This is a genomic window from Nibrella saemangeumensis (assembly GCF_039541915.1).
Taxonomy (GTDB): Bacteria; Bacteroidota; Bacteroidia; order Cytophagales; family Spirosomataceae; genus Nibrella; species Nibrella saemangeumensis.
This window is the reverse complement of record NZ_BAABHD010000005.1, coordinates 1-23788: the sequence shown is the minus strand read 5'-3', so window position 1 is coordinate 23788 and position 23788 is coordinate 1. Positions and strand designations below refer to the sequence as shown.

Here is a 23788-nt window from a genome sequence, read left to right as displayed (position 1 = left end):
TCTATCGGAATCAGGTAGATACTTAAACTGGCTGTCAGCCACTGATTCCCGAATATAACATCAACGGCTTTTATGTTAAAGTTTGAAAACCTCTCCTTAAATATTCCGGATACGACCAAGCCTCGGGTGGTCATTATCGGCGGGGGGTTTGGGGGTATTAATCTCGCCAAACACCTCAATAATAAAGATTTCCAGATCGTGATGTTCGACAAGCAGAACTACCACGGCTTCTGGCCGCTGCTTTATCAGGTAGCTACCGCCGGGCTGGAACCCGATTCTATTGCCGAGCCGCTGCGGAAACTCTTCGATGAAGATTACAAAGACTTCCATTTCCGGCTGGTCCGGGTAACCGGCGTCAATCCGCAAGCCAAAACGGTAGTGACGCTCATCGGCGAACTGAAGTACGACCACCTGATCATCGCCACCGGTACGAAAGCCAATTTCTTTGGGAACGAGCAGGTACAGAAATACTCGTTTCCGCTCAAGACGATCCCCGAAGCGCTCAACCTGCGCAGTCAGTTGCTGCAGTCGTTCGAGCAGGCCAGCATTACCAAAGACCCCGATATACGGCAGGCGCTGCTCAATTTTGTGATTGTCGGTGCTGGTCCGACGGGTGTTGAACTGGCCGGGTCGCTGGCCGAAATGCGTAAGCACGTGCTGCCGGGCGATTATCCAGGGCTGGATTTCAGCAAAATGAACATCTACCTCGTCGAAGGGCTGGACCGGGTGCTGCCGCCGATGGCGCCGGAGTCGAGCAAAAAGACCCACGAGTATCTGACCGAGATGGGGATTAATATCAAACTGAATACGCTGGTTGAAGCGTACGATGGCGAAGTGGTTACGCTCAAAGGTGGTGAGCAGATCCGGTCGCATACCGTGGTTTGGGCCGCTGGGGTAACGGGCGCTTTAATTGATGGCTTACCGAAAGAAGTGGTCGCGCGGGGCGGCCGGGTGTTGGTGAACCGCTTCAATCAGGTGGAAGGATTTCCAGACATTTACGCCATCGGCGACATAGCCATGATGAAGACCGATAAGTACCCCAACGGTCATCCGGGTGTGGCGCAACCGGCTATTCAGCAGGGCCGGCTGCTGGCCAAAAACCTGAACCGGGCTCTCCGGGGCGAAAAAATGGAGGAGTTCGAGTATTTCGATAAAGGTTCACTGGCGATCATCGGCCGCAGCCGGGCCGTAGCCGATCTGCCGGGTAACCGCCATCTGAGCGGATTCTTTGCCTGGATTATCTGGCTGGTGGTCCACATCTACTACCTCATTGGGTTCCGAAGCAAACTCATTGTACTAACCAACTGGATGTACCGGCTCTTTACTTACGAGCGAGGTACCCGGCTGATCATCCGGCCGTTTGTCAGGCCAGGCGATAAGCAGGCACAGGAGTTCATGCTGAAGAACGAAATGGGGTAAATCATTTCTTCATATGTCGGAAAGTTTTACATTTACCCTACTGGTGTAGAAACTATGTTTGCCTGATTATTCCTATATGAGTCAACGTCTGATCGCTAAAACAAGGCTGACCGGAGCCTTGTTGCTTAGCTTACTGAGCATTGCGGCCCAGAGCCAGCAGGCCACCCTGAATCCGGATACCGTCAAAGCCGGGCGCTTCGACATGGGCAAGATGTGGACCTTCGACAACCCGCCGAAGGAATATTTCCGCCAGACCTACAACTTCACTCCCGACGATAAATGGTTTGAGGAAGTGCGGCTCGCATCGCTACGCTTTGCCGATTATTGTTCGGCTTCGTTTGTGTCGCCCAACGGCCTGGTGATGACCAACCACCACTGCGCCCGCGAATCGGGCGTGGGGGTGCAGCGCAAGGGCGAAGACCTGGTCAACAAAGGGTTCTTTGCCAAAACCGGAGCGGAGGAGCGTAAGGTGCCGGGCCTGTTTGTCGATCAACTGGTGCGGATCGAGGATATTACCAGCCGGGTGCAGTCGGCTATGGGGACCAACACCGCCGAACAGGCCCAGTTGCAGGCCAGAGAGCAGGCGTTTGACGACATAAAAAAAGAATACCAGAACCGCGAAGGCTGGAAAGGGCTGGAACTGCAGACCATTACCTTTTACAATGGCGGCCGGTACTCACTGTACGGCTTTAAGCGCTATAACGATGTACGCCTGGTCTTTATGCCCGAATTGCAGCTGGGCTTTTTTGGGGGCGATCCGGACAACTTCACGTATCCGCGTTATTCGCTGGATTGTTCGTTTTTCCGGGTGTATGATAATGGCAAGCCCCTGCGGACGGCGCACTATTTCAAATTTAACCCGAATGGTATCCGCGATGGCGAGCCGGTCTTCGTCACGGGTAACCCCGGCAATACCGAGCGGCTGAAAACCGTGACGGAACTGGAATACGACCGCGACTTCCGGATGCCGTACATCCTTCAGCTGCTCCGCAACCGGTCCAGCGCCTTGCAGGCGTATAATGCCACGGCAAAAAACGACAGCATTCAAAACGAAATATTCAGCTTTGAGAATAGCTACAAAGCCTACAGCGGGCAACTGGCCGGACTGCGTGATCCGTACCTGCTGTCCCGGAAGGCAGCCTTTGAACGGCAGTTCCAGGCCGACGCCCGCACCAAAAACATAGCCACTGACCGCATGGCTGTCTGGCAGGATCTGTCGGCCAATACGGGGCAACTCCGGAAAGTATTTAACGACAATACCTACCTGGCACCCAACCCGCTGGCACAAGGGGAGGTTCTCGCGTTTGCCTACCTGCTGGCCATGTACGGGGATGCTATCAACGGTCAGCCGCAGATGGCTGATCGTATCCGTACCATGCTGGAGCCGCCCGTGGTGAAGTCAAGATCGCTGGAAGAAGCGTACCTGGCTGCTCACCTGAGTGAGGTGCAGACGGCACTGGGCATCAATGACCCATACGTCAAAGCCGCCCTGGGAGGCCGGTCACCCAAAGAAGCGGCTGCGTACCTGCTGTCGCAAACCAAACTGACCAATCCGGCCTTTGTTGAGGAGCTGATCACCAAGGGCGCTATGACGATTACGACGTCTAACGATCCGCTGCTGGAGGTAGCCCGGCAGGCTGTAAAACGGTACCAGACCGCCAGCGGCACCGCCCGGCAGGTCAGCACCCGGCAGGAAGTACTGCGCCAGCAACTCGGCCGGCTGCTGTACGATGTATACGGCACCGGGTTCCCGCCCGATGCAACCTTCTCGCTACGCATTAACGATGGCGTTGTAAAAGGCTATCCCTACAACGGCACTCAGGCCCCAATCATGACTACGTATGCCGGATTATACGACCGGTACTACTCCTTCAACGGGAAAGCCCCCTGGGCGCTACCCGACCGCTGGAAAAACCCGCCAATGGCCCTGCTCCGTGAGCCGATGTGTTTTATCTCCACCAATGACATCATTGGTGGTAACTCCGGCAGCCCGATCATCAACAAAAACCGGGAAGCGGTTGGCCTGGCCTTCGATGGAAATATGGAGAGTCTGCCCGGTTCATTCATCTTTGTGCCAGAGGTAAACCGCTGTATTTCGGTGCATACCGGCGGCATTATTGCGGCCATGCGGCACATCTACAAGGCAGATCGGTTAATCACGGAACTGGTGGGAACGACAAAGTAGTAGCCCATCTCCCGGCGCAAAGCCGGTCGGGTAATCTTCGGCCCGGCTGACGGAAAAGTAAAACCGCGAAGCTAGATCCAGCGTTTAACGGCTTGTTGGCAGGTGCTAAACGACCTTTGCCAGCAAGCCGTTTCCATTAGCTATAACCACTTCAGACAGTAACGCAGTTATGACCAAAAAACAGGAAGCCCTTACCGATGCCCATAAATTCAGATTCTGGCGGCAACAGCTGGAGATAAACGGGATAAAGCTCAATGACGTACAGGAACAATACGTCCGTCGGCGGCACAATGGCGAAGTGCTCTTTGCGCTGCTAACCATTGATGCCGATACGCCGGAAGGTGACAAAATACCACCGGTTGTTTTCCTGAAAGGCCATGCCGTATCGGTGCTGGTGGTGCTGGTCGATAAAGATACACGGGAGAAATTTGTGGTACTGGTGCGGCAGCGACGCGTCTGCGATGGTTCTCAGACCTATGAGCACCCGGCCGGTATGGTCGATGTAGACGATGAACCAGCCGAGGTAGGTGCCCGCGAAGTAGGGGAGGAGATTGGGCTAGAGGTAACCCCGGAGGAGCTGACCAAACTGAACAACAGGCTGTGGTTTCCCAGTACTGGCTCGAGCGACGAGGCCATGCATTACTTCTTTGTTGAAAAAGAAATGGTCCGCGCTGAGATCATGAGTTTTCACCACAAGAACATGGGCGTTGCCTCCGAGTTTGAGCGCATTACAACCGTAGTGGCTACACTGCCCGAAGCCCACAAACTGGTCAATAACATAAACGGGTTGCTCATTCATTTCCTGTACCTGAAAACGGTGGGGGATTTTGAGACAATGCGGCTGCTGTAGGCATGGTGGATTGAAAATCAGACTGGTAAACAGGCGAAGTATGGCACAGAAGCAAGCGTTAGAGGAAGCAGAGAAATATAAGAACTGGCGGCAGAAGCTGGAGACCAACCAGGTTAAAATCCGCTCGGTTGATGAGAAGTATACCAAACGCACCCAGGACGGTAAGGTACTCTACGCCCTGGTTGAAGTGGAGGCTGAAACACCCGAAGGTACTAAATTACCGCCCGTCTGTATGCTGAAAGGCCATGCCGTATCCATGCTGGTGGTGCTGATTGATGAAGAAACCGAGGAAAAGTCAGTGCTACTGGTGCGGCAGCGACGCATCTGCGACGGCTCGGAAACCTACGAACACCCGGCCGGTATGATTGACGAAGGCGAAGAACCCATTGAAGTCGCTGCCCGTGAACTGAAGGAAGAAACCGGTCTGGTAGTTACCACCGGCGAATTGCGGGAATTATTTCCGAAAGGCCTGTACTCGGCGACCTCGACCAGTGACGAAGCGCTTTTTTTCTTTTATACCGAACGCCGGATGTCCGCCCGCGAGATACAGGCTCTGCACAACCGCCCGACCGGTGAGGAGTCGGAGAACGAGCATACGCACCTGTATGTCACCAGCTTTCCGGAAGCGCAGCGGCTGGTCAGTAACCTTCATGGGGTGCTTGGTCACTTGCTCTATCTGAAAATCGTGCAGGACTACAAGACGCTGGAACAGGTATAAAGGCACTTTTTTCGGGAAAGTAGCTTGCGAATTGTTGAAAGGGGGATTATATTTGCATCCCAATTCAGCCGCAAGGTTGTCCGGAATGCGCTCGTAGTTCAATGGATAGAATTTCAGATTCCGGTTCTGAAGATAGGGGTTCGACTCCCTTCGAGCGCACACAGAATCATGTATAACCCGCTAGTTTTTTACTAATTAGCGGGTTTCTTTTTAGTCAGAAAAGGGTTTAGGGGGCCGGTTTTGACCGGAAACCGCGATTGCAGGAAACACTTCTAACCAGCTATATCAGTGAAAAGAGAATCTGAGGTTTTCATTGTTGATGATGATGAGGATGATCGTTTATTCATTGAGGAAACGATCGTCCGTAACTGTACGAACTGCAAACTCCAGTCTTTTGAGGATGGAGGTACGTTCCTTAGCCAGATCGGACAGGCCCGCACGAATCCTACCCTGATCGTTCTTGATCTGAATATGCCGGGTATTGACGGGTTTGAAGTGCTGACCAACCTGAAAGCCAATCAGGCTATGAAAGATGTGCCCGTCATCATCTTCACTACCTCCTCAAACGAGGTAGATAAAGACCGGGCCAATACCCTGGGGGCAGCTCTGTTTATCACCAAACCCCAGCGGTTCTCCGAATACAATAACATCTTCCAGAAATACGCCGGGCGGTTTAACTGATCCTTACTCGTTCACTTGCAATTGCGACTCGGGTAAAGAGGCTATTGAGTAGCCGGCTTCGACCAGCACCAGCGCATTGGCGAAGGAAACTACCCAGTAGTTGCCGCTGTTGCTGTGAACAACCACCTTACCCGATTTGTGGGCGCAGACAACGGCGTCGACCAGGCTGGTAAAGTTATTCTGTATGCCTTCGTTGATGGCTCGTACCAGAAAGAGATCATTCATGTTGCCGGATGGTAGGGGTATTTTCCAAAAATACTCACTCTGCCTTTACAGCACCAGATTACCTTATGCAATGGCCCTTATTGGCTGATGGGCCGGTCAGGGTTTAAGTCCCCGCCGGTAGGTGTCAATGGCTCGCTGGCGGGCAAAGGCATGGTCTACCATCGGAGCGGGGTAGCTGAGGCTGTTGAACTCGGGTATCCATTTTCGGATATATTCACCTTTGGGATCGAACTTTTGCGCTTGCAGGGTTGGGTTAAACACCCGGAAATAGGGAGCGGCATCGGTGCCTGAGCCGGCCGCCCATTGCCAGCCGCCGTTATTGGCGGAGAGGTCGTAGTCACGGAGTTTTCTGGCAAAGTAGGCTTCGCCCCAGCGCCAGTCGATGAGCAGGTGCTTGCAGAGAAAACTGGCCGTAATCATCCGCACCCGGTTATGCATCCAGCCCGTGGCGTTCAGCTGGCGCATGCCTGCATCCACAAGGGGGTAGCCAGTCTGGCCGGTACACCAGCGCTCAAACTCTTCTTCGTTGTTCCGCCAGGGAATGTTGTCGTACTCGCGCCGGAACGAGTGCCGCTCTACGTGCGGAAAGTGATGCAGCACCTGAAAATAAAAGTCCCGCCAGCATAGTTCGTTTAAGAACGTGTGGCTGGTCTCTCTCGCCTGTCGGGCCAGTTCCCGGATGCTGATGGTGCCGAACCGCAGGTGAATGCCCAGTTCGCTGGTGCCGGTGCGGGCCGGGTAGTCGCGCATTTTCTGATAGGCTTTCAACAGCGCTTCATCGACCGCTGGCCTGGGGAACGACTCGTTGACGGGCTCAAACCCCATCTCCTGTAGCGTTGGGAGTGGTAAGGGCGCAGCTTTGCAGAAATTGGCAACGTATTTCCCGGTGGGGTAGGACTTCAGGGAGAAGTCGTTCAGCTGTTGGTGCCAGCGCCGGCTATAGGGGGTGAAAACAGTGTAGGGCGTTTTATTACCGGTCAGAACCTCCTCGCGGTCAAAGATCGCCTGGTCTTTTGAGGTATGGAAGCCGATACCCCGGTCGTGCAGCAGGTTGCGGATAATGATATCGCGCTCTTTGGCGTAGATCTCATAGTCGTGGTTGGTAAATACCTGCGCTACTGGATACTCCTCCAGGAGTTGTTTCCAGACATCGACCGGCCGACCGTAGCGCACCAGCATGGGTACCCCCATCTGCGCCAACTGCTCCCGCAAATAAACGATTTGCTTATAAATAAACGCTACCCGGCGGTCACTCCGGTCTTCCAGCGGGTCCAGAATCAGCCGGTCAAAGATAAACAGGGGAATAACCGGATGGCCGCTTTTGAGCCCATGATACAAAGCGGCCTGATCGTGCAGGCGCAGATCCCGGCGCAGCCAGACAATGGATACTGGTGATGACATACGGTGGTTTTTTCGCGAAACTGCCCGTTTAGAGCTAATGTTTCAGGTTTCAGGTTCCATGTTTCAAGTTGTTTCATCTAAATGCCAAACCTGGAACCTGAAACTTCAAACAGTAAACATTCCTATCTTGCACCTACAAAATCGCAACAGCACTATGTCTGCCCTAAACAACCCCATTTGGGTGATGAGCTCTGCTTTTCCCCAACTAAGCCTGAATGAAGTAATTGATAAAACCGTTGCCATTGGTGCGCAGGGCATTGACCTGTGCGTATTCCGGCGCGACGGTACCCGTAGCGACCATATTGCTACACACCTGAACTACGAATCGTTTTCGCTGGACGACGCCAAACGCCTGCTGGAGACCTTTAACGAGAATGGACTGCGGCTGTCGATCGGCGCGTTTGAGAACCTGATTGGGGGTGATCCGGGACAGCGCCGGAAAAATCAGGACCACCTGCTCCGCCTGATCCGGATGGCGCACCTGCTGGGGGGCGACCAGAACGATGTTAAAGTAGGTACGTTTGTCGGCTACAACCACGAACTGGGTAGCCAGGATGGTGGGTTTCAAAAAAATCTGGAGGAATATGCCCGCGTGTTTGCCCCGATCATCAAATACGCCGAAGACCTGGGCGTAACTATCCTGTATGAAAACTGTCCCATGGAAGGCTGGCAACCGGCGACCTACACCAGTACGTTCAATAACCTGACCGGCGTGCTGGCCGCCCGGAAGCTGATGTACCAGCTCATTCCCAGTCCGAACCACGGCGAAATTTACGATCCCTCGCACGATGTCTGGCAGCATACCAATCCCGTGGACGTGATCCGGGAAACAGACATGAACCGGCTGAAGCGCATTCACGTAAAAGCCACCCGCAACCTGCAGAACAGAGCCCGAACGTACTGGGGGGGTATGTACTCCATGCAGACCGTGGAGGAGGAGCTGGCCAAACGGGCCGGTGTACCCCTGCCGGCGCACGAATGGGCCCGTCTGAACTATGAGTGCCTGATGCCCGGCTTTGGCGGTTCCGACGATCACGACTGGCGGGCGTTCTGTGATGTGCTGCGGGAGCGGGGCTTTGCGGGACCGTATGAGATGGAGAATGAAGCCGACCTCTCCAAAGGGACCGGCAATATGGCGGCTGTTGTGCAGGGCTTTAAAGCGACCACGATGTTTCTTGCCCCGATGCTCTGGCCACTCTGCGAAGACGGCTACCAGTATGATCGTAAGGCGTACATCCCACTGAAAGAAACGGCAACACAGGACATACCCCTGGTAACAATGAGTGAACTATAAAAAAAGCCGGCACTCTGCCGGCTTTTCTGCTTAAGACAGGTTTTGTCTGTCTAGAAAAACAGGAAACTATCCCGAACCGTAAAGCCGGTTGTTCCCAGATAGGCATTGTCGGCGTAGACAGCTGCCTTATACGTACCCGGTTTGAGACCCTCCGGCAGGGTGAATGAAAACTTAATCGGCTGCCCCGATGAACCAAAGTCAACCGCCTGGGTGGCATGTACCCGAACGGGCGTATCGGCGCCTGCCTGCTTTACCGTAACCATACCTTCCTGAGCGCCCGGTAAGGCGTTGTTCTGCTCGTCAGTGAGGCTCAGGTATACGGTTTTGCGACCGGTCATAAACTCACCAAAGGCATTCGGAACCCGCATCGATACATCTACCTGGTGTACTTTTTTGGCTTTCGCCGTTACTTTGTTGTTCGGTTTGCGCAGTTCTACCGTAAAGTAGTCGGCGGTGAGGGCATTTCGCAGCACGGAGTTCTGCGTTTCCGACGCTTCCAGCTTAGTGCGAAACTGCTGGTTTTCTGTCCGCATTCCCTCCGCTTCCGTCATCAACCTTTGGTTGGTGTTGGTTTGCGCCAAAAGTTCGGTCTGCATGGAGTCGCGCTGGCTGTTGAGCCCCGCGATCTGCGTATTCAGTTCCGTAACCTGGCTGGCGTATTGCCGCTGGTTCTGCTGACTGGCTGAGTTCTGCCGCTGTAGCCTACGCAGCTCGGCTTCCCGACGGGCAAGCTGGCTGTTCGTTTCCTCCAGGTTAGAAGACAATTCTTCGGCTTGCTTATGCTCGGCTTCGTAGCGGGTCGTATATTGATTCAGTTCCTGCTGAATCTGCTGTTTCACCGTAGCCAGCGAGTCAACGCGGCTGCTAAGCTGGCCTTTCTCCCGCTGGAGATCGTTCTTCTTGACGCCAAAATAAATGGCAGTTATGATCCCAATGGCAGCAATTCCTCCCAATATCCAGGTAAGGACATTGCTTCGTCCGTTCTCTTCCTCCATATGGTCTGCTGTTTACGTGTTTATAAGTTAACAAGAAAAATAAGAAAAGTTCTAATTTTTCTGTCCGGCTGGCATTTACACCGTGCTGCAAACAAAAGATTCATGGGTAAAAGAACAAGGCTCCCTGGGGGAGCCTGTTGCCTGAATTACGCATTCTCATACTACTGATGTCCAATCACTCACTACTTGCTGGAAGCTGTCTTTTCGTCCGATGCTTTTCGGTCGGTGTTTGCCAGCTTGTTTTTGTCAATAAATTCCATGAGCTGCTTAGCCGTTTTATGCTCCGGGTCCAGCGCCAGGGTTTTATTAAAATACGCTACGGCTTTATCATAGTCTTTTTCCTGGTAGGCCTGATAGCCCAGGAAGCCATAAGCCTCGGTCAGGTCTTTTTCCAGCGTCTTATCGGCCGTCCGTAGCGAGTCTGTATCGGAGACTTCCGCGAAGGTCTGGTAGAACTCCGTCGCCCGCTGGTTAGCGCTATCATCCGGCATGTAACGATTGATGCGTGCCCGCCAGAGCAAGCCACGGGTATAGGTTGGGTTTACCTCATACAGTTTGGCAAACGAAGAGTCGGCCAGGCCGGTCAGGGTACTGTCTTTGTTGATGGTAAAGCCGAAGTAGGCACTCCGCCCGACATTGTAGTAGTCCTGGCTAACGGGTTTCTTATTATTGGCCTCTTTCCACTCAATGGCTTTCTGGTACGCCCGGGCTGCCTCGTTGTACTTCTTCATCTTACCGTAATAGATGCTGGCAATATCGTCGTAAAGGTTCTCGGTCGTATCGGCCGTTGCTTTGGTCAGGTACACGATGGCCAGCGAATCGTTGCCCTCGCCTTCCAGATTTGCGTAGGAGCGGCCGATGGCGGCATAGTCCATCGTGAACTGTTCGTCCTCCTTGGTGCTGTTGATGAGTTCCTGCATCAGTTTCAGCGCTTCGTCATACTTCTTGTAATCCTCCGTTACGTAAGCGTAGGCATACATACGGCGGACCGGGTTGCTGTCTTTCAACTGCGGATCATCTTTAATCCGGTCGAGGTAGGCCATCATGTTGGGGTAATCTTTGGCCAGAAATGCCATTTTGGCGTACTGGAAGGTATCGTCAAAGTTAGCCTCTGAATTGTCGACCACTTTCTTGTAGTTATGAGCGGCCGACCGGTAGTTACGACCCAGGAAATACAGATCGCCCAGTTGGTCGTAAGCCGGGGTATACGTCGAGTCGATAGACAGGGCCTTCAGGAAGTTGTCCCGCGCTACGGTATAATTTTTCCCATTCTTGAAAATACGGCCGATTTGGGTCAGGGCATAGGCATTCTGCGCGTCCAGCTGCAAAGCTGATTCGTAGGCGGAAACCGCTTCTCCCCCTTTGTTGAGTTGCTGCAGGGCATCTCCTTTGACAATATAATACCCTGCTTTCTTTTCAACTTTACTATCATCCAGTACTTTGTTTATCAGGCGCAATGCTTCCTGGGGATTGCGCTTGCTGGAGTCGGTAAGCATGACGTGCATCTGCGCCATGCGGTACAGCCAGTCGGGGTTTTTACGCTTTGCTTTCTTTTCGGCCTCCGCAAAAATTTCGCCGGCCTGGCTGGTTTCTCCGCGCAGCAGGGCTACACCACCCAGCCCGATCCGGTTCAGGTAGCCTTTACCATCCAGCTCGGCTCCTTTGCTAAAAGCCGCCTGAGCTTTGTCGGGCTGGTTATTCTTTAGATAATACTGTCCAAGAAAAAAATACGATTCGGGCGAAGGTTGTTGCTGGGCGGCCTGTTGCAGGGCCTGTTCTGCCTTTTTGGGGCGTTTGGCTTCGAGATCGGTCATCGCCTGACGCGTTGCCTGGTTTACCGTCTGGGCGCTGGCTGATGGCAGACTCAGCCCGGTAAGGCTGGCCAGCATCAACGTTTTCAGGAGCATTTTCATAAAGTTGCAGGTTGTTTGTTAATCGCTAACTATCACTTTGTTTAGGTCTGTGCAAATACGCCTTCACTTCTGAGAGCCAACTTAACAACTGATTAGAATTTAATAAGAAATGCCTTGATCGTACGTTACATAGCCAATCGCTATCATATTATAACCCCATCCCGCCATTATGCGTCTTATCGCCCTACTGATTAGCCTGCTGGTTATGCAGCAGGTCTACGCCCAACCCGGTGCTGTCACCGCCGATCTGCCCGTCAACCGGATTGTTGTACTGGGTGATGCAAAACTTGAGTTGCCGGCCGATCAGGTGCAGGTCTCTGTTACCCTGCGTTATACCGATCCTGTTGATGCCCGCAAAGCCTATAATGCGCATAAAGCAGCTGAGCAGAAACTGGTGCAGGTATTGCGGGAATTTCGCATTGAGGAGAAAGACATTACCTACACCCTGCTGAATGTGCATAAAAATGTGAACTATTACCCGCAGCCGGGTCAGCGCCAGGAGGAGGTTATCACCGAGCAGCAGATAATCTTCAAGCTCAAAGACCTGAAGCGGTATCCTGATTTACAGTTGACGCTGATTGGTGCCGGATTTAACCAGTTTAGCGCGGCTTTTGGATCTTCCAAAGCGGATGAGAGTAAGGTACTGGCACTTGAAAAGGCCATTGAGGTAGCTCGTGAAAAAGCGGCTGTTATGGCGAAGGCATCCGGCCGTACGCTGGGTGGGGTGCTGAGCGTACGCGATACCGAAGAGACCGACCCGGTGCTGCAGCGTCAGTACAATGTTACTTTTGACAGGGTTGGGTATGGTACGGCAAAAGCTAGTGCCGAGGCCGGGTTGCTGGACATTCCTCAAAAAATTATCATTCCGGCGCAGGTTAAGGTTACGTTTGAGCTCCGGTAATCTGTAGCCGGTTGCCCTGGGCGTGAAGTTTTTTGGCTGGCATCGCTGAGAATGAATAGGTTACAGCGCTCATACCTGAAAATAGGCTAAGGGGTCATCCATTATAATTCTAATGAATTTCTAATAGACCCTAACTTTTTGTTAGTCAATCAGTTATTAGGTAAGGGGCTGTGTTTTTTCCAAATAATAATTGGTTCACTTAGCAATGTGTCGTAATTTTGAGGCCGGAAAATAAAATTCGACATCTAACATAATTTTTAACCTTAGCCCACTCCAAACGAATGAGACAATTCATGTTTGCGTTAGTTGCCGTCACGATTCTTTCGTCGTGCGCGAGTAAAAAGAAGTTCGTTCAGCTACAGACGCAGTATGCCGAACTGCAGGCATCACGCGATAAGGCCGTTGCTGATCTGAACGATTGTGACAAACGGATTGCAACACTACAAGCGAACCTGAAGAGCAGAGAAAACGACCTTCAGGGGAGAGTGAAGCAAGTGGAAGACCTACAGGCACAGTTGGATTATTTGAAGAAAACCAACACCAACCTGCTGGACCGGATGTCTGAGCTGTCTATTATCAGCAAGACTGGTGCCGAGAGCATTCGTAAGTCCCTGGAGACGCTGAATGATCAGAGCAAATACATCAGTAACCTGAACAGTGCCGTACAGCGCAAAGACTCGCTGAACCTGGCGCTGGTTATGAACCTGAAGCGTTCGCTGAGCGATGTTAACGATGAGGATGTACAGGTTGAAGTGAAGAAGGGTGTCGTATACGTGTCGCTGTCAGACCGGATGCTGTTCCGTTCGGGCAGTTACGAAGTGCTGAACCCGGCCGAAGCTGTATTGGGTAAGATCGCCAAAGTGGTGAACGATCACAAAGAGCTGGATATCCTGGTAGAAGGTCACACGGATGTAGTGCCCATCTCTACGAACTTCCTGAAAGACAACTGGGATCTGAGCGTTATGCGGGCTACGTCGGTGGTTCGTCTGCTGCAAACCAAGTTTGGTGTTAGCCCTGATCGGATGACGGCTGGTGGTCGCTCGGAGTTTATTCCGAAGGAAACCAACGCTACCCCGGCTGGTCGCAAGATCAACCGTCGTACCGAAATTATCATCCTGCCGAAGCTGGATCAGTTCTTTAACCTGCTGGCTAAACAGGCAGGTAATTAATTCATAAGGTTTGAGGTTATCCTGGCGGTTTTAGCCAGGTCCCCTTACCCGTTACTAAATAGCGAGCCGTCTGGTATTTCCGGGCGGCTTTGCTGTTTTGTGGGGATTGGTAAAAATGAGTATGTTTAGGGGATAGTAACTTGTCTCCTGATGAACTACTTGTACCTACTTATTGGCGTGCTGAGTCTGCTCGGTAAAGCCTACGCCCAAGCGCCAACAATTGCGGTGTTTACCGCTGGCATGGCCAAACAGCCGGGCTACCTGCCTTTCTACTGGGATGCCCAAAAAGGCAAAGTCTACCTCGAAATCGATAAATTCGATACCGAACTACTCTATTACCCGTCGCTGGCCTCCGGCATTGGCTCCAATGACATTGGTCTGGATCGGGGGCGGCTGGGCACCGAACACATCATTACCTTTCAGCGGAACGGACCTAAAGTACTGATGGTCGAGCCGAATTACCAGTACCGGGCGATCAGTAACGATCCGCTCGAACGCCGGGCGGTGGCGGAGTCCTTTGCCCAGTCGGTGCATTGGGGCTTTGAGGTGACGGCCGAAGAAGGCAATCGCGTGTTGGTGGATCTGACGCCATTTCTGATGCAGGACGCCGTGGGCGCGGTGCAGGACATCAGCCAGAGCCGGCAGGGTAGTTACCGCCTGGACCCGAGCCGGTGCGCCGTCTACCTGCCCAATACCAAAAATTTTCCGCAAAATACCGAACTGGAAGTGATCATTACGCTCACCGGCGACAGCCCCGGTGGGTATCTGCGCTCGGTGGTGCCCACTGCCAACGCGGTAACCATGCGGCAGCACCACTCTTTTGTACAACTGCCGGATGCCGGTTTTAAGCCCCGTGAATTTGACCCCCGTATTGGCTACTTCGGTATCGAGTACTTCGACTATGCGACACCGGTGAGCCAGCCCATTATGAAACGATACATTGCCCGGCACCGGCTGGAAAAGAAAGACCCGTCGGCTGCGGTGAGCGAAGCTGTCAAGCCAATTGTGTACTACCTGGACCCTGGCACACCGGAGCCTATCCGCTCGGCCCTGATGGACGGTGCCTCCTGGTGGAATCAGGCGTTTGAAGCGGCCGGTTACCGGAATGCGTTTCAGGTAAAACTCCTGCCACCCGATGCTGACCCGATGGATGCCCGCTATAATGTGATTCAGTGGGTACACCGCTCCACCCGGGGCTGGTCATACGGCGCAGCCATTCTGGACCCGCGTACCGGCGAAATTATTAAAGGCAAGGTAACGCTGGGTTCGCTGCGGGTCCGGCAGGACTACCTGATTGCCCAGGGGCTGGTGGGGAATTTTGAAACCGACACCTCACACGTGGGCGAGATGATGCAGATGTCGCTCGACCGGCTGCGGCAACTGGCAGCCCACGAAGTTGGTCATACGCTGGGCCTACCGCATAATTACGTGGCCAGTACCCAGAAACAGGCGTCGGTAATGGACTACCCGCACATGGTAGCAAAGTTGAAAGGAGCCCGGATCGACCTGTCGGATGCTTATACCAAAGAAATAGGTGAATACGATAAGTGGAGCATTATCTACGGCTACAAAGAATTTCCGAAGGGAGCCGACGAGAAAAAAGAGCTGAACAGCATTGTGCAGCAGATGCACGCCAAAGGGCTGACGTTCCTGACCGATCAGGATGCCCGTCCGGAAGGGAGTGCTTCGCCTGCGACGCATTTATGGGATAATGGCGCTAATGCGGTGGATGAACTCAAGCGGGTTACCCTGGTTCGGATGAAAGCGCTGAAGAATTTTAACGAGAAGAAGATCCCGGCGGGTACGCCCATGACCACGCTGGAAGAAGTCTTTGTGCCGATGTATATGTTTCACCGGTACCAGACCGAAGCGGCCGCCAAAGTAATCGGTGGTGTTAACTACTCTTTTGCCTTGCGGGGTGATGGTCAGCCGGTGCTGTCGCCGGTTCCGGCGGCCGAGCAGGTTAAAGCCCTGGATGCGTTGCTGACGACGCTGGACCCCTCGTTTCTGACGGTGCCCGACGCGGTCCTGAAGCTGATTCCGCCCCGCGCTTACCGCTACGACCCAAACCCGCGCGAAGTGTTCAAGCGACATACCGGACTGGTGTTTGACGCGATGGCTCCCGCCGAAGCGGCTGCCGGGATGACCCTGCGGCTGCTGCTGAACCCGGAGCGTTGCGCCCGGCTGGTGCAGCAAAAACTATTCAGGAGGAACGAGCCCTCGCCCCTCAGCCTTACCTATGTTCTTGATCGATTAATCAGGCAGACCTATACACCCTGGGAACAAACGTATGAGGGGGAAATCAGCCGTATGGTTCAGCGTAAAGTACTGGAGCAACTGATCCAGCTGGCGGTGGATAAGAACGCCCATGGAGCCGTCCGGGCCGCAGCGCATGACGGCATCATGAAAATAAAGAGCCTGCCGGCCGTACCTGCCAACTCATTTACCGCCTGGCTGATCCGGCAGTACGAGCAGAACCCCGATCAGGTTCCGCTGACCTCTCCGCAGACTCCGCCCGATGGGCAGCCGATTGACCCTGGTCAGGAATGGCTGCAGCCCGATTGTGAGTGGATTCGTTGAGCGGTCGCGGTTACCGGATCAGCAGCACAGATCCCTGATGCCTGCTTATGCGTCCGTTCTCATACTCAGCTTCCAGCCTGAACGGGTAGGAGCCTGCGCCGGATTGTAACCCGAGGTAGGTCCCATTCCACCCATAGCCGGGTTCGGAGGCCGGGAAGTTCTGCCGCCGGAAAACTACCTCACCCCACCGGTCGTAGATGACAAAGTCCTTAATCTGGCGGATACATGGCGAGCCGATTATGTAGAAAACGTCATTTACCCCATCGTCGTTGGGGGAAAAGGCATTTGGGGTAAAAACCATACAAATTCCGACTTTGATCAGCACCGAGGCTGTATGCTGACAGTTCAGTTCGGTGTCGGTTGCCGTCAGGGTGTAGCGGGTGGTCTCGTCCGGTTTAGCCCAGGTAACAGGGCAGGTGGGACAGGAGAGTCCCTGCGGAGAAAGCCAGTTGTACTGGTAGGTACCCGTGGGGAGGGCCACGGCTTTGAGCTGAATGCTGTCGCCGGGCCGTACATACTGATCTTCGGTAAGGATCAGATCCACCTTACGCACCGTTAGTCGCACTGTCACGATGCTGTCGCAAAGCGGAGACGTACGGCTAAGCCGGGTATCGTAGGTGCCGGTCGCCCTGTAAACGGCCGTGCCAACGGTGTAGCTTTCGCCCTCGCAGATGGTTTTGTTGTGGGCGCTCCGGGGCAATGGCTTAACGGTGAGTGTTGTGCGCACCAGGCTGTCGCACACGCTTGGCCCTCGTTTGATGCGGCTCAGATAGGTTCCGGCTTTGCGGTAGGTCGAATCGCCGATAGTATAGCCATCCCCCTCGCAAATGGAAACCGTCTGGTGGGGCGGCTCACCGGGAACATCAAAATTGATGACATGGTCCAGTTGATATTCACAACTCTCATTCAGGCTGGAAAAAGGCTTTACCTTTACCCAGTAGCGGTCACCCTGTTTCGGTTTGATGCTGATTGTCGGCGTGGTGGCGCCGTTACTCCATACGTAGGAGGCAAAGCCTTCGGGGGCTCTTAGCCGCATGTTCTGGTCGTAGGCCGGGCAGAACAGGTCCTGCTTTATCTCCGATTTCAGGCATTGCGCGTCAAAGTAGGCGTAGCCGAAGTGGCGACGTTCCGTACAGCCGTTGGCGGTTACTTCCACGGTAACGGTCTGGCCGATGTAATTGCGGAGGTCAACGGCCCCGGTGGTCCAGTTGCGGTAACGCATATCGCCCTGCGCTTGAAACCCGGTAATGATGCCGGTCGCTTTTACTTCATAAAAGCTGCACGAGGCTATGGTTCCACTCTGGCTGCTCACCTTAATGCTAAAACCGGGCTGCTGATGGAGCTGATGATTGGGATTTTGCAGAATAACGGCAAACTGGTACTGGAACAGGGTGTTGTCGGCCGTTACCACAAAGGAGGTTTTAATCCGGTCGAAGCGGGAGCCACGGGTCACGTTACCGATGCGGATGGCGTAGTTGCTGCCGGGTGGCACCATGGGTATGGGCTCACCGGTAATTTTCGGATCGTTGCCGTCGCTGGTTTGGGTTAGCAGGTGGCCATTCTCAAAAATGCCGGTTGCTTCGCTCTGAAAGAAGGTTTGGACCCCTACGTCTGCCACCTGCCCGTTGGTCAGCACCCAGCCGCTCAGGGAGCCATTTTCAAACCCGATATTTCCGCAAGTTGCCTGACCATAGGCCAGCGTCGCGGGCAGTAACAGTAGCCAGATGAGCGTAAATAATTTTGGCATACTATCTCCTTTAAGGCCTCCACTGAATTTTACCGGGATTATATCCTGCCCTTCATTACGCGTAGTGCGTTGACACCGTTGCAGATACAGAAAGATAGCATAAAATAAAAAAGACTTCGCTTTCACCGGCGAAGTCTTTTTTATTTTTAATGGGCTTGTTCGTAGCGCGTTCAGGCGTTTTACAAGATCTGTTTATAGCGTATTAGGGGAATAAATTGTCACTGTTAAATTATTTCTGTTGCGTACGCCCTAACATCAAACCGTTTGTTAATTTAGCTTCACCGCCCCTTACTCCACAGCCAGTATGCACAAAAGACAATCTTGCCTCAAAAACGTCAGGCCGCTTGCGGCCCCAGGAATGCCTCCTGCCAGCACTACCTGAAAAGTAGCAGAACTTCTCATTTTCCACATTTTACAACTTCCAATATGAATAAGGTCTACAAGTCTCATGGTATTGCCCGCTTTTTATGGCGGATCACGTGCTTTTCTCCGGGATTGCTCGTTTGGGTGTCCGGTGTTGTGCCGGCACAAGGCCAGTCCGGCCAGGAACGACTGAATCAGCGACATAGCGAGGTGGCGTACAGCCGGATTGCTATGGCCGCTCAAAAGGACCCCGTAATGAAGCCAGTTGGCGAACCCGTTTCTGATCCCAACGCTCAGGAAAGAGTTGTGACGGGCCGGGTGACCGATGACAAGGGTGACGGAATGCCTGGCGTTAGCATTGCTTTAAAAGGATTAAACCGGGGAACGACTACCGACGCACAGGGAGATTACCGGCTCAGCGTGGTTGATGCCAACAGCATCCTGGTTTTTAGCTTTGTCGGCTACGACAGGCAGGAGATTGTCGTAGGCAATCAAAGTGCCATTAACGTTCAGTTACGACCTGGCGATCAAACGCTCAACGAGGTAGTGGTCACCGCATTAGGTATCCAGCGGGAGAAGCGGGCGTTAACGTATGCTGCCGGTGAAATTAAAGGTACCGATCTGGTCGGATCCCGCGAGGCCAATATGGCCACGGCCCTGTCGGGCAAAGTAGCCGGGGTTCAGGTTACGTCCTCGGCGGGAGGTATGTCGGGCTCCTCACGCATCATCATCCGGGGTAACTCCTCCCTCTCGGGTAACTCGCAGCCCCTGTATGTCATTGACGGAGTGCCCATCGACAACTCGAACCGGCGGGCCATCGGCTCATTCCAGTTGCAGAGTGGGCTTGACGGAGGAGATGGTATCTCAAATATTAACCCCAACGATATTGAGTCAATGACGATTCTGAAGGGCCCTAACGGTGCGGCCCTATACGGGCAGTTGGGAGCCAATGGCGTTATCATTATTACCACCAAATCCGGCCGGCGCAATCGAAAACCGTCGATCCAGTACAGCGGCAGCTACTCCGTCGGCAATGCCCTGGTAAAACCGGATTACCAGAACGAATATGGACAGGGTTATAATGGACTGTTTACCTTTTACCGGCAAGCCAATGGTCAGGTGGTTCCGTACACGCCTGCTCTGACCGGTGGTATCCCTAAGTTAAGCGCGGGCAGGAATCCAACGACCCGGGGGAGCTGGGGGCCGCGGATGGAGGGGCAGCAGGTAGAAGATATGTGGGGTGATACGGTTCGGTATTCACCCGTTGAAGACCCTTATAAAGCTTTTTTTCAACCCGAAAAACAGGCGGTCAACACCGTCAGTGTGGATGGGGGCGGAGAACGGATCAATTATTATTTCTCGTTGTCAAATCTGACCAATCAGGGCTTTGTACCTACCAACCGTCTGAACCGAAACTCGGTAACGGTAAGGCTTTCGACGGATATTGCGAAGGGGTTGAACCTGGACACTAAAGTTAATTACATCAATCAATTTGTAAATAACCGTCCCTACGTGGGTGATGACGGTATGAATCCGGTGTACCGTTTTCTGTACGTTCCCCGCAGCCTGAGCATGGATGGCCTGCGTCGGTACGAGTACAACGCCAAGGACATCAGGCTGGCGCGGGACCTGGGGGGTAATGGGTTCTTTGTCGGCGGAGAAAAGATCTTTGAAAGTAATTCGGTTACCTCCAACCCGTTCTGGACGATCAACAATACGCATAACGAAGATACCCGTGACCGCATTATCGCTTATGCCAAGCTCAATTATGAACTGACTAAAGGGATAAACGCGCAACTACGCTACGGTACTGATTTCTACTACGAACGGCAGTTTGGCTGGAAAGCAGTCGGTACCCGTACCTCCCAGACCGGTGAAGTATTCGAGAATTTTGAATACAACAAAACGGTGAACATCGATGCGCTGCTGATGATCAACCGGGAGTTTGGCGATTTTTCGCTTAACGCAAACTTCGGAGGCAACCACCTGAGTAACCGCTACCGCATCACGGGCAACTTTGGCTCTCAGCTCAGCATCCCGGGGCTTTATGCTGTGGGCCGAACGGTGCTGAATACTCCCAGGCTGGGGGTCGCCGAATCCGTCATTAACTCGCTGTACGCTCAGACGAGCCTGGGGTTCAGAAATTACCTTTTCCTCGATTTGTCGGCCCGTAATGACTGGTCCTCCACGCTTCCGATCTCCAACAGCTCGTACTTTTACCCGTCTGTGGGGGTAAGCTGGGCGGTATCAGACGCCATTAACCTGCGGGTACCGGCGCTGGATTTTTTTAAACTGCGGGCTTCCTACGCACAGGCCGGCCGCTCGGGTGATCCGTATTCAACTACCGGTTATTACAGTTTAAATTCCAATACCTTTCTGGGGCAGCCGCTGGCGGGTTATACCAACACCATTGTGGACCCCAACCTCAAGAACGAGTTGAAAACGTCTTATGAGGCCGGCGCCGAATTACGATTTTTCAAGAACCGGCTCAGTCTCGACTTTACATACTACTATTCTGTTACGAGCAACCAGATTCTGCCCATTGTTATCTCCGAATCTACCGGTTACCGCAACAAGCTGACAAATGCCGGTCGAATTGAAAATAAAGGCGTTGAATTCCTGCTTGCCGGCTCGCCGGTGAAAGTGGCGAATGGATTCGGTTGGGATGTTGCCTTTAACTTCTCGGCCAACCGCAATAAAGTGCTGGAGCTTATCGATGGGGTGAACGAAATCGTAGTCGGGTCTGACCGGAATATCCGGGTTGTGGCCGCGCCGGGAGAGCCCTATGGGCAGTTGAAAGCGGCCGATTATGCCTGGTTGAAAGACCAGAACGGAAACCGGCTGATCGACGATAAAGGCTTACCTATTGTTCAAAGCATTGGTACGCTGGCCATCGGTAATGCCGCGCCGAAATGGATCGGTGGGTTGACCAATAACTTTTCTTACAAAGGACTGTCGCTGAGTACGCTAATCGACATTCGACGCGGAGGACAGATCTTCTCGCAGGGAAGGGTTCAGGAGGCTGCCTACGGTACCTCCAAACGCACACTGGAAGGCCGGGAAGGTGGGTTGGTGGTGCCCGGCGTAAAAGCCCGGCGGGAAGGTAATCAGTGGGTCAGCACCAACGAGCCGAACAACATTCCGGTTACGGCGCAGGCCTACTGGAACCGGGTTGCTTCAGATAAGGGATTCGCGGTTGCCGAAGAGTTTCTCTACAATGCCAGCTACATTGCCATTCGGGAAGTCCGGCTGGCTTACCAGCTTCCGGGTGGCCTGCTCAAAAACAACAAAATCCTGAAAGGGGCCGTCATTTCTGTGTACGGCCGCAACTTGGGCTATCTGGAGCGGCATACCGACGGCTTTTCACCCGAAAACTCGTCAATCAATGTGAACTCGGGTACGATGGGTATGGAACAACATTCGTTACCCTTGCTGCGGACCCTTGGTGTTGACTTAAACCTCAATTTTTAACCTGACCTTCAAGCCATAACCTTATGAAACGTCTGACTATAAAACAATGGTTGCCGGTAGCCGGGCTGTTTTGGTCCATAACAGCCTGCACCAACAATTTTGAAGAGATCAATACATCGCCTACGGCTCCCCGTAATGTGCCGGCCGAATACATCCTCTCACAGTCGCAGTTGAGTGGCTTACTGGCGGAGGGGCAAAACTGGTGGCAGGTTGGGTCCTGGATGCAACACTGGGCTAGTGGCTCACTGTCGGCCCCCTCGCAGTACCTGGAAGACCGGGATCTGTATGAGACCGGTAACTGGGCCACCCATTATGAGCTTATCAAAAACCTGGCCCAGATCCGCAATCAGCTCTTGAAGGGGCAGGAGACATTACCCAACGGACGCACGAAACTGGCCATCGCCAAAATACTGGAGATCTTCTACTGGCAGCGGATGACCGACTTCTGGGGCGATATACCCTACACGCAGGCGGGTTTGCAGGACGACAACCTGGCTTTGCTACCTAAGTATGACAAGCAGGAAGATATTTATAAAGCGCTGATCGCGGACCTGGACGCTGCCATAGGTCAGTTAAATGCCAATGATGTCTCCTACGGCAATGCGGATTTCGTCTACAAAGGAGATGTGGCTAAATGGCGTAAGTTTGGCAATGCCCTTAAACTCAGGATGGGTATGCGCATCCGGTTTGCGGACCCCGCCCTGGCCCGAAAAACGGTGGAGGAGGCTCTGCGCGGACCCATCATTGAGAGCAATGCGGACAATGCCGCCATGCCCACCGTTACGCAGGATGGTAATCCGTTTGGGTATCATCCTATCATCGGAGGGTATAACAGCAGTAAGGAACTCAACCAACTCGCTAATACCTTGGTTGACGTATTACAGGACAAAAAGGACCCCCGCCTACCACGCATTGCTGAACCTACGGAAAATTCCAAAAAAGCAGGGAAGCCCATTTATCGTGGATTAGGCGTAGCATTGGGGAATAACGTCATTATTAACCGGGATGATTACTCCTATGCCAACAACACCGTTTTCAACGACCGGAAGGCCACCTTTCCCTATTACTTCCTGACTTTTTCGGATATGGCGTTTTTTAAGGCCGAAGCTGCCCTGCTGGGGTGGGGCGGCTTAACACCGGCGCAGGCCGAAGGGTTTTACCAGGCTGGTATCCGGGCTACCATGCAGCTTCAGCCTTACTCAATAGCGGAGGCCGATATTGCTGAATACATTGGCCGTGAAGGAAAACTGGCGGGCACGGAGGAGCAGCAGCTGGAGCAGATCATGACGCAGAAGTGGCTCAGCCTGTTCATGCGGCACTACGAGGCTTATGCCGAATGGCGACGAACCGGTTACCCAAAACTCAAACCCGGTCCCAATCCGGGCACAACGAATGGGCAGATCCCGCGCCGGGGCGTATACTCCAGTACCGAGCGAATTCGCAATGCTGCCAACTACCAGGAGGCCACATCCCGGTTTTCCAACGGCGATACGTACCTGAGCCGTGTCTGGTGGGATAAGCGGCAGTAAGTGTCTTAGCCCCCTGAAGAGTTGGACAAAATTGTAAAAACAATTAAGTCCTTTTAACTTCAGGAACAATGAGCAAAACTAGACGAACATTCAGCCCCGAAGACCGCTACTCTATCGTTCAGGAGTCCCTGCGCGATGGGCACTCCGAGATTTGCCGCAAGTATAATTTATCCCCTTCTCTCTTGCGAAAGTGGCGAAACCGCTATTTGAACAAGGGTAAGGAAGCGGCCGCCGCTGCGGGTTTGCGGGATTCCTATCCCCGAGTGGAGCCTCAGCTTCGAGCCCTAGAAGAGGAAAATGAACGATTAAAACGCATCATTGCCAAACAGGCTCTGGAAATAGAACCG

General features: G+C 53.3%; 17 protein-coding genes and 1 tRNA gene. 13 read left to right on the top strand and 5 right to left on the bottom strand.

Annotated features, from left to right (window positions below; translation table 11 throughout):
- Window positions 1-72: 72 nt before the first annotated feature.
- The 6 genes from ABD949_RS02040 (at window position 73) to ABD949_RS02015 (ending at window position 5853) form a co-directional block, all read left to right on the top strand.
- A complete protein-coding gene (locus tag ABD949_RS02040; protein ID WP_345240087.1) occupies window positions 73-1419 on the top strand; it encodes an NAD(P)/FAD-dependent oxidoreductase in 1347 nt (448 codons plus the stop codon).
- 76 nt (window positions 1420-1495) lie between these two features.
- Entirely contained in the window at window positions 1496-3604 is a 2109-nt protein-coding gene (locus ABD949_RS02035) for a S46 family peptidase (RefSeq protein ID WP_345240086.1), read from the top strand.
- 169 nt (window positions 3605-3773) lie between these two features.
- Entirely contained in the window at window positions 3774-4454 is a 681-nt protein-coding gene (locus ABD949_RS02030; RefSeq protein WP_345240084.1) for an NUDIX hydrolase, read from the top strand.
- Between the two features lie 40 nt (window positions 4455-4494).
- Window positions 4495-5172: an NUDIX hydrolase gene (locus ABD949_RS02025; RefSeq protein WP_345240083.1), complete on the top strand. Its 678-nt coding sequence runs from the start codon at window positions 4495-4497 to the stop codon at window positions 5170-5172.
- An 87-nt stretch (window positions 5173-5259) separates the two neighbouring features.
- Window positions 5260-5331 (top strand) — tRNA-Arg (locus ABD949_RS02020).
- Between the two features lie 129 nt (window positions 5332-5460).
- Window positions 5461-5853, top strand: a complete 393-nt coding sequence (locus tag ABD949_RS02015; protein WP_345240081.1) for a response regulator — start codon at window positions 5461-5463, stop codon at window positions 5851-5853.
- A 3-nt stretch (window positions 5854-5856) separates the two neighbouring features.
- Here ABD949_RS02015 and ABD949_RS02010 read toward each other — a convergent pair whose 3' ends face one another.
- Both ABD949_RS02010 and ABD949_RS02005 read right to left on the bottom strand, forming a co-directional pair.
- Window positions 5857-6078 (bottom strand): hypothetical protein, encoded by a 222-nt coding sequence (locus ABD949_RS02010; RefSeq protein ID WP_345240080.1) that lies wholly within the window; start codon window positions 6076-6078, stop codon window positions 5857-5859.
- Window positions 6079-6174: 96 nt separating this feature from the next.
- Window positions 6175-7479 (bottom strand): cryptochrome/photolyase family protein, encoded by a 1305-nt coding sequence (locus ABD949_RS02005; RefSeq protein WP_345240078.1) that lies wholly within the window; start codon window positions 7477-7479, stop codon window positions 6175-6177.
- 184 nt (window positions 7480-7663) lie between these two features.
- On the opposite strand from ABD949_RS02005, the gene ABD949_RS02000 reads away from it, so the two are divergent.
- Window positions 7664-8773 (top strand): sugar phosphate isomerase/epimerase family protein, encoded by a 1110-nt coding sequence (locus ABD949_RS02000; RefSeq protein WP_345240076.1) that lies wholly within the window; start codon window positions 7664-7666, stop codon window positions 8771-8773.
- A 50-nt stretch (window positions 8774-8823) separates the two neighbouring features.
- On the opposite strand, the gene ABD949_RS01995 is transcribed toward ABD949_RS02000, so the two are convergent.
- Together ABD949_RS01995 and ABD949_RS01990 are read right to left on the bottom strand one after the other, a co-directional pair.
- A complete protein-coding gene (locus ABD949_RS01995) occupies window positions 8824-9768 on the bottom strand; it encodes a hypothetical protein (RefSeq protein WP_345240074.1) in 945 nt (314 codons plus the stop codon).
- Window positions 9769-9950: 182 nt separating this feature from the next.
- Entirely contained in the window at window positions 9951-11681 is a 1731-nt protein-coding gene (locus ABD949_RS01990; RefSeq protein WP_345240072.1) for a tetratricopeptide repeat protein, read from the bottom strand.
- Window positions 11682-11850: 169 nt separating this feature from the next.
- On the opposite strand from ABD949_RS01990, the gene ABD949_RS01985 reads away from it, so the two are divergent.
- From ABD949_RS01985 to ABD949_RS01975, 3 genes are all read left to right on the top strand, one after another.
- On the top strand, window positions 11851-12582 hold the full coding sequence (locus tag ABD949_RS01985) for an SIMPL domain-containing protein (protein ID WP_345240070.1): 732 nt from the start codon (window positions 11851-11853) through the stop codon (window positions 12580-12582).
- A gap of 281 nt (window positions 12583-12863) precedes the next feature.
- Window positions 12864-13751: an OmpA family protein gene (locus tag ABD949_RS01980; RefSeq protein WP_345240068.1), complete on the top strand. Its 888-nt coding sequence runs from the start codon at window positions 12864-12866 to the stop codon at window positions 13749-13751.
- A 150-nt stretch (window positions 13752-13901) separates the two neighbouring features.
- On the top strand, window positions 13902-16331 hold the full coding sequence (locus ABD949_RS01975) for a zinc-dependent metalloprotease (RefSeq protein WP_345240066.1): 2430 nt from the start codon (window positions 13902-13904) through the stop codon (window positions 16329-16331).
- 10 nt (window positions 16332-16341) lie between these two features.
- On the opposite strand, the gene ABD949_RS01970 is transcribed toward ABD949_RS01975, so the two are convergent.
- On the bottom strand, window positions 16342-18078 hold the full coding sequence (locus ABD949_RS01970; protein WP_345240065.1) for a T9SS type B sorting domain-containing protein: 1737 nt from the start codon (window positions 18076-18078) through the stop codon (window positions 16342-16344).
- Window positions 18079-18504: 426 nt separating this feature from the next.
- Between ABD949_RS01970 and ABD949_RS01965 the strand changes: the two genes are divergently transcribed.
- The 3 genes from ABD949_RS01965 to ABD949_RS01955 all read left to right on the top strand — a co-directional run.
- Complete coding sequence (locus ABD949_RS01965) at window positions 18505-21912, top strand: SusC/RagA family TonB-linked outer membrane protein (RefSeq protein WP_345240063.1); 3408 nt, start codon at window positions 18505-18507, stop codon at window positions 21910-21912.
- Between the two features lie 23 nt (window positions 21913-21935).
- Entirely contained in the window at window positions 21936-23441 is a 1506-nt protein-coding gene (locus ABD949_RS01960) for a SusD/RagB family nutrient-binding outer membrane lipoprotein (RefSeq protein WP_345240061.1), read from the top strand.
- A gap of 68 nt (window positions 23442-23509) precedes the next feature.
- A partial coding sequence (locus ABD949_RS01955; protein ID WP_345240058.1) for a transposase occupies window positions 23510-23788 on the top strand: 279 nt, incomplete at its 3' end.

What these genes read in the sequence shown, in the direction of transcription:
- ABD949_RS02040 (WP_345240087.1), top strand. Translation starts at nt 73, where the DNA reads ATGTTAAAGTTTGAAAACCTCTCCTTAAATATTCCGGATACGACCAAG.
- ABD949_RS02035 (WP_345240086.1), top strand. Translation starts at nt 1,496, where the DNA reads ATGAGTCAACGTCTGATCGCTAAAACAAGGCTGACCGGAGCCTTGTTG.
- ABD949_RS02030 (WP_345240084.1), top strand. Translation starts at nt 3,774, where the DNA reads ATGACCAAAAAACAGGAAGCCCTTACCGATGCCCATAAATTCAGATTC.
- ABD949_RS02025 (WP_345240083.1), top strand. Translation starts at nt 4,495, where the DNA reads ATGGCACAGAAGCAAGCGTTAGAGGAAGCAGAGAAATATAAGAACTGG.
- ABD949_RS02010 (WP_345240080.1), bottom strand. Translation starts at nt 6,078, where the DNA reads ATGAATGATCTCTTTCTGGTACGAGCCATCAACGAAGGCATACAGAAT.
- ABD949_RS02005 (WP_345240078.1), bottom strand. Translation starts at nt 7,479, where the DNA reads ATGTCATCACCAGTATCCATTGTCTGGCTGCGCCGGGATCTGCGCCTG.
- ABD949_RS02000 (WP_345240076.1), top strand. Translation starts at nt 7,664, where the DNA reads ATGAGCTCTGCTTTTCCCCAACTAAGCCTGAATGAAGTAATTGATAAA.
- ABD949_RS01995 (WP_345240074.1), bottom strand. Translation starts at nt 9,768, where the DNA reads ATGGAGGAAGAGAACGGACGAAGCAATGTCCTTACCTGGATATTGGGA.
- ABD949_RS01990 (WP_345240072.1), bottom strand. Translation starts at nt 11,681, where the DNA reads ATGAAAATGCTCCTGAAAACGTTGATGCTGGCCAGCCTTACCGGGCTG.
- ABD949_RS01985 (WP_345240070.1), top strand. Translation starts at nt 11,851, where the DNA reads ATGCGTCTTATCGCCCTACTGATTAGCCTGCTGGTTATGCAGCAGGTC.
- ABD949_RS01980 (WP_345240068.1), top strand. Translation starts at nt 12,864, where the DNA reads ATGAGACAATTCATGTTTGCGTTAGTTGCCGTCACGATTCTTTCGTCG.
- ABD949_RS01975 (WP_345240066.1), top strand. Translation starts at nt 13,902, where the DNA reads ATGAACTACTTGTACCTACTTATTGGCGTGCTGAGTCTGCTCGGTAAA.
- ABD949_RS01970 (WP_345240065.1), bottom strand. Translation starts at nt 18,078, where the DNA reads ATGCCAAAATTATTTACGCTCATCTGGCTACTGTTACTGCCCGCGACG.
- ABD949_RS01965 (WP_345240063.1), top strand. Translation starts at nt 18,505, where the DNA reads ATGAATAAGGTCTACAAGTCTCATGGTATTGCCCGCTTTTTATGGCGG.
- ABD949_RS01960 (WP_345240061.1), top strand. Translation starts at nt 21,936, where the DNA reads ATGAAACGTCTGACTATAAAACAATGGTTGCCGGTAGCCGGGCTGTTT.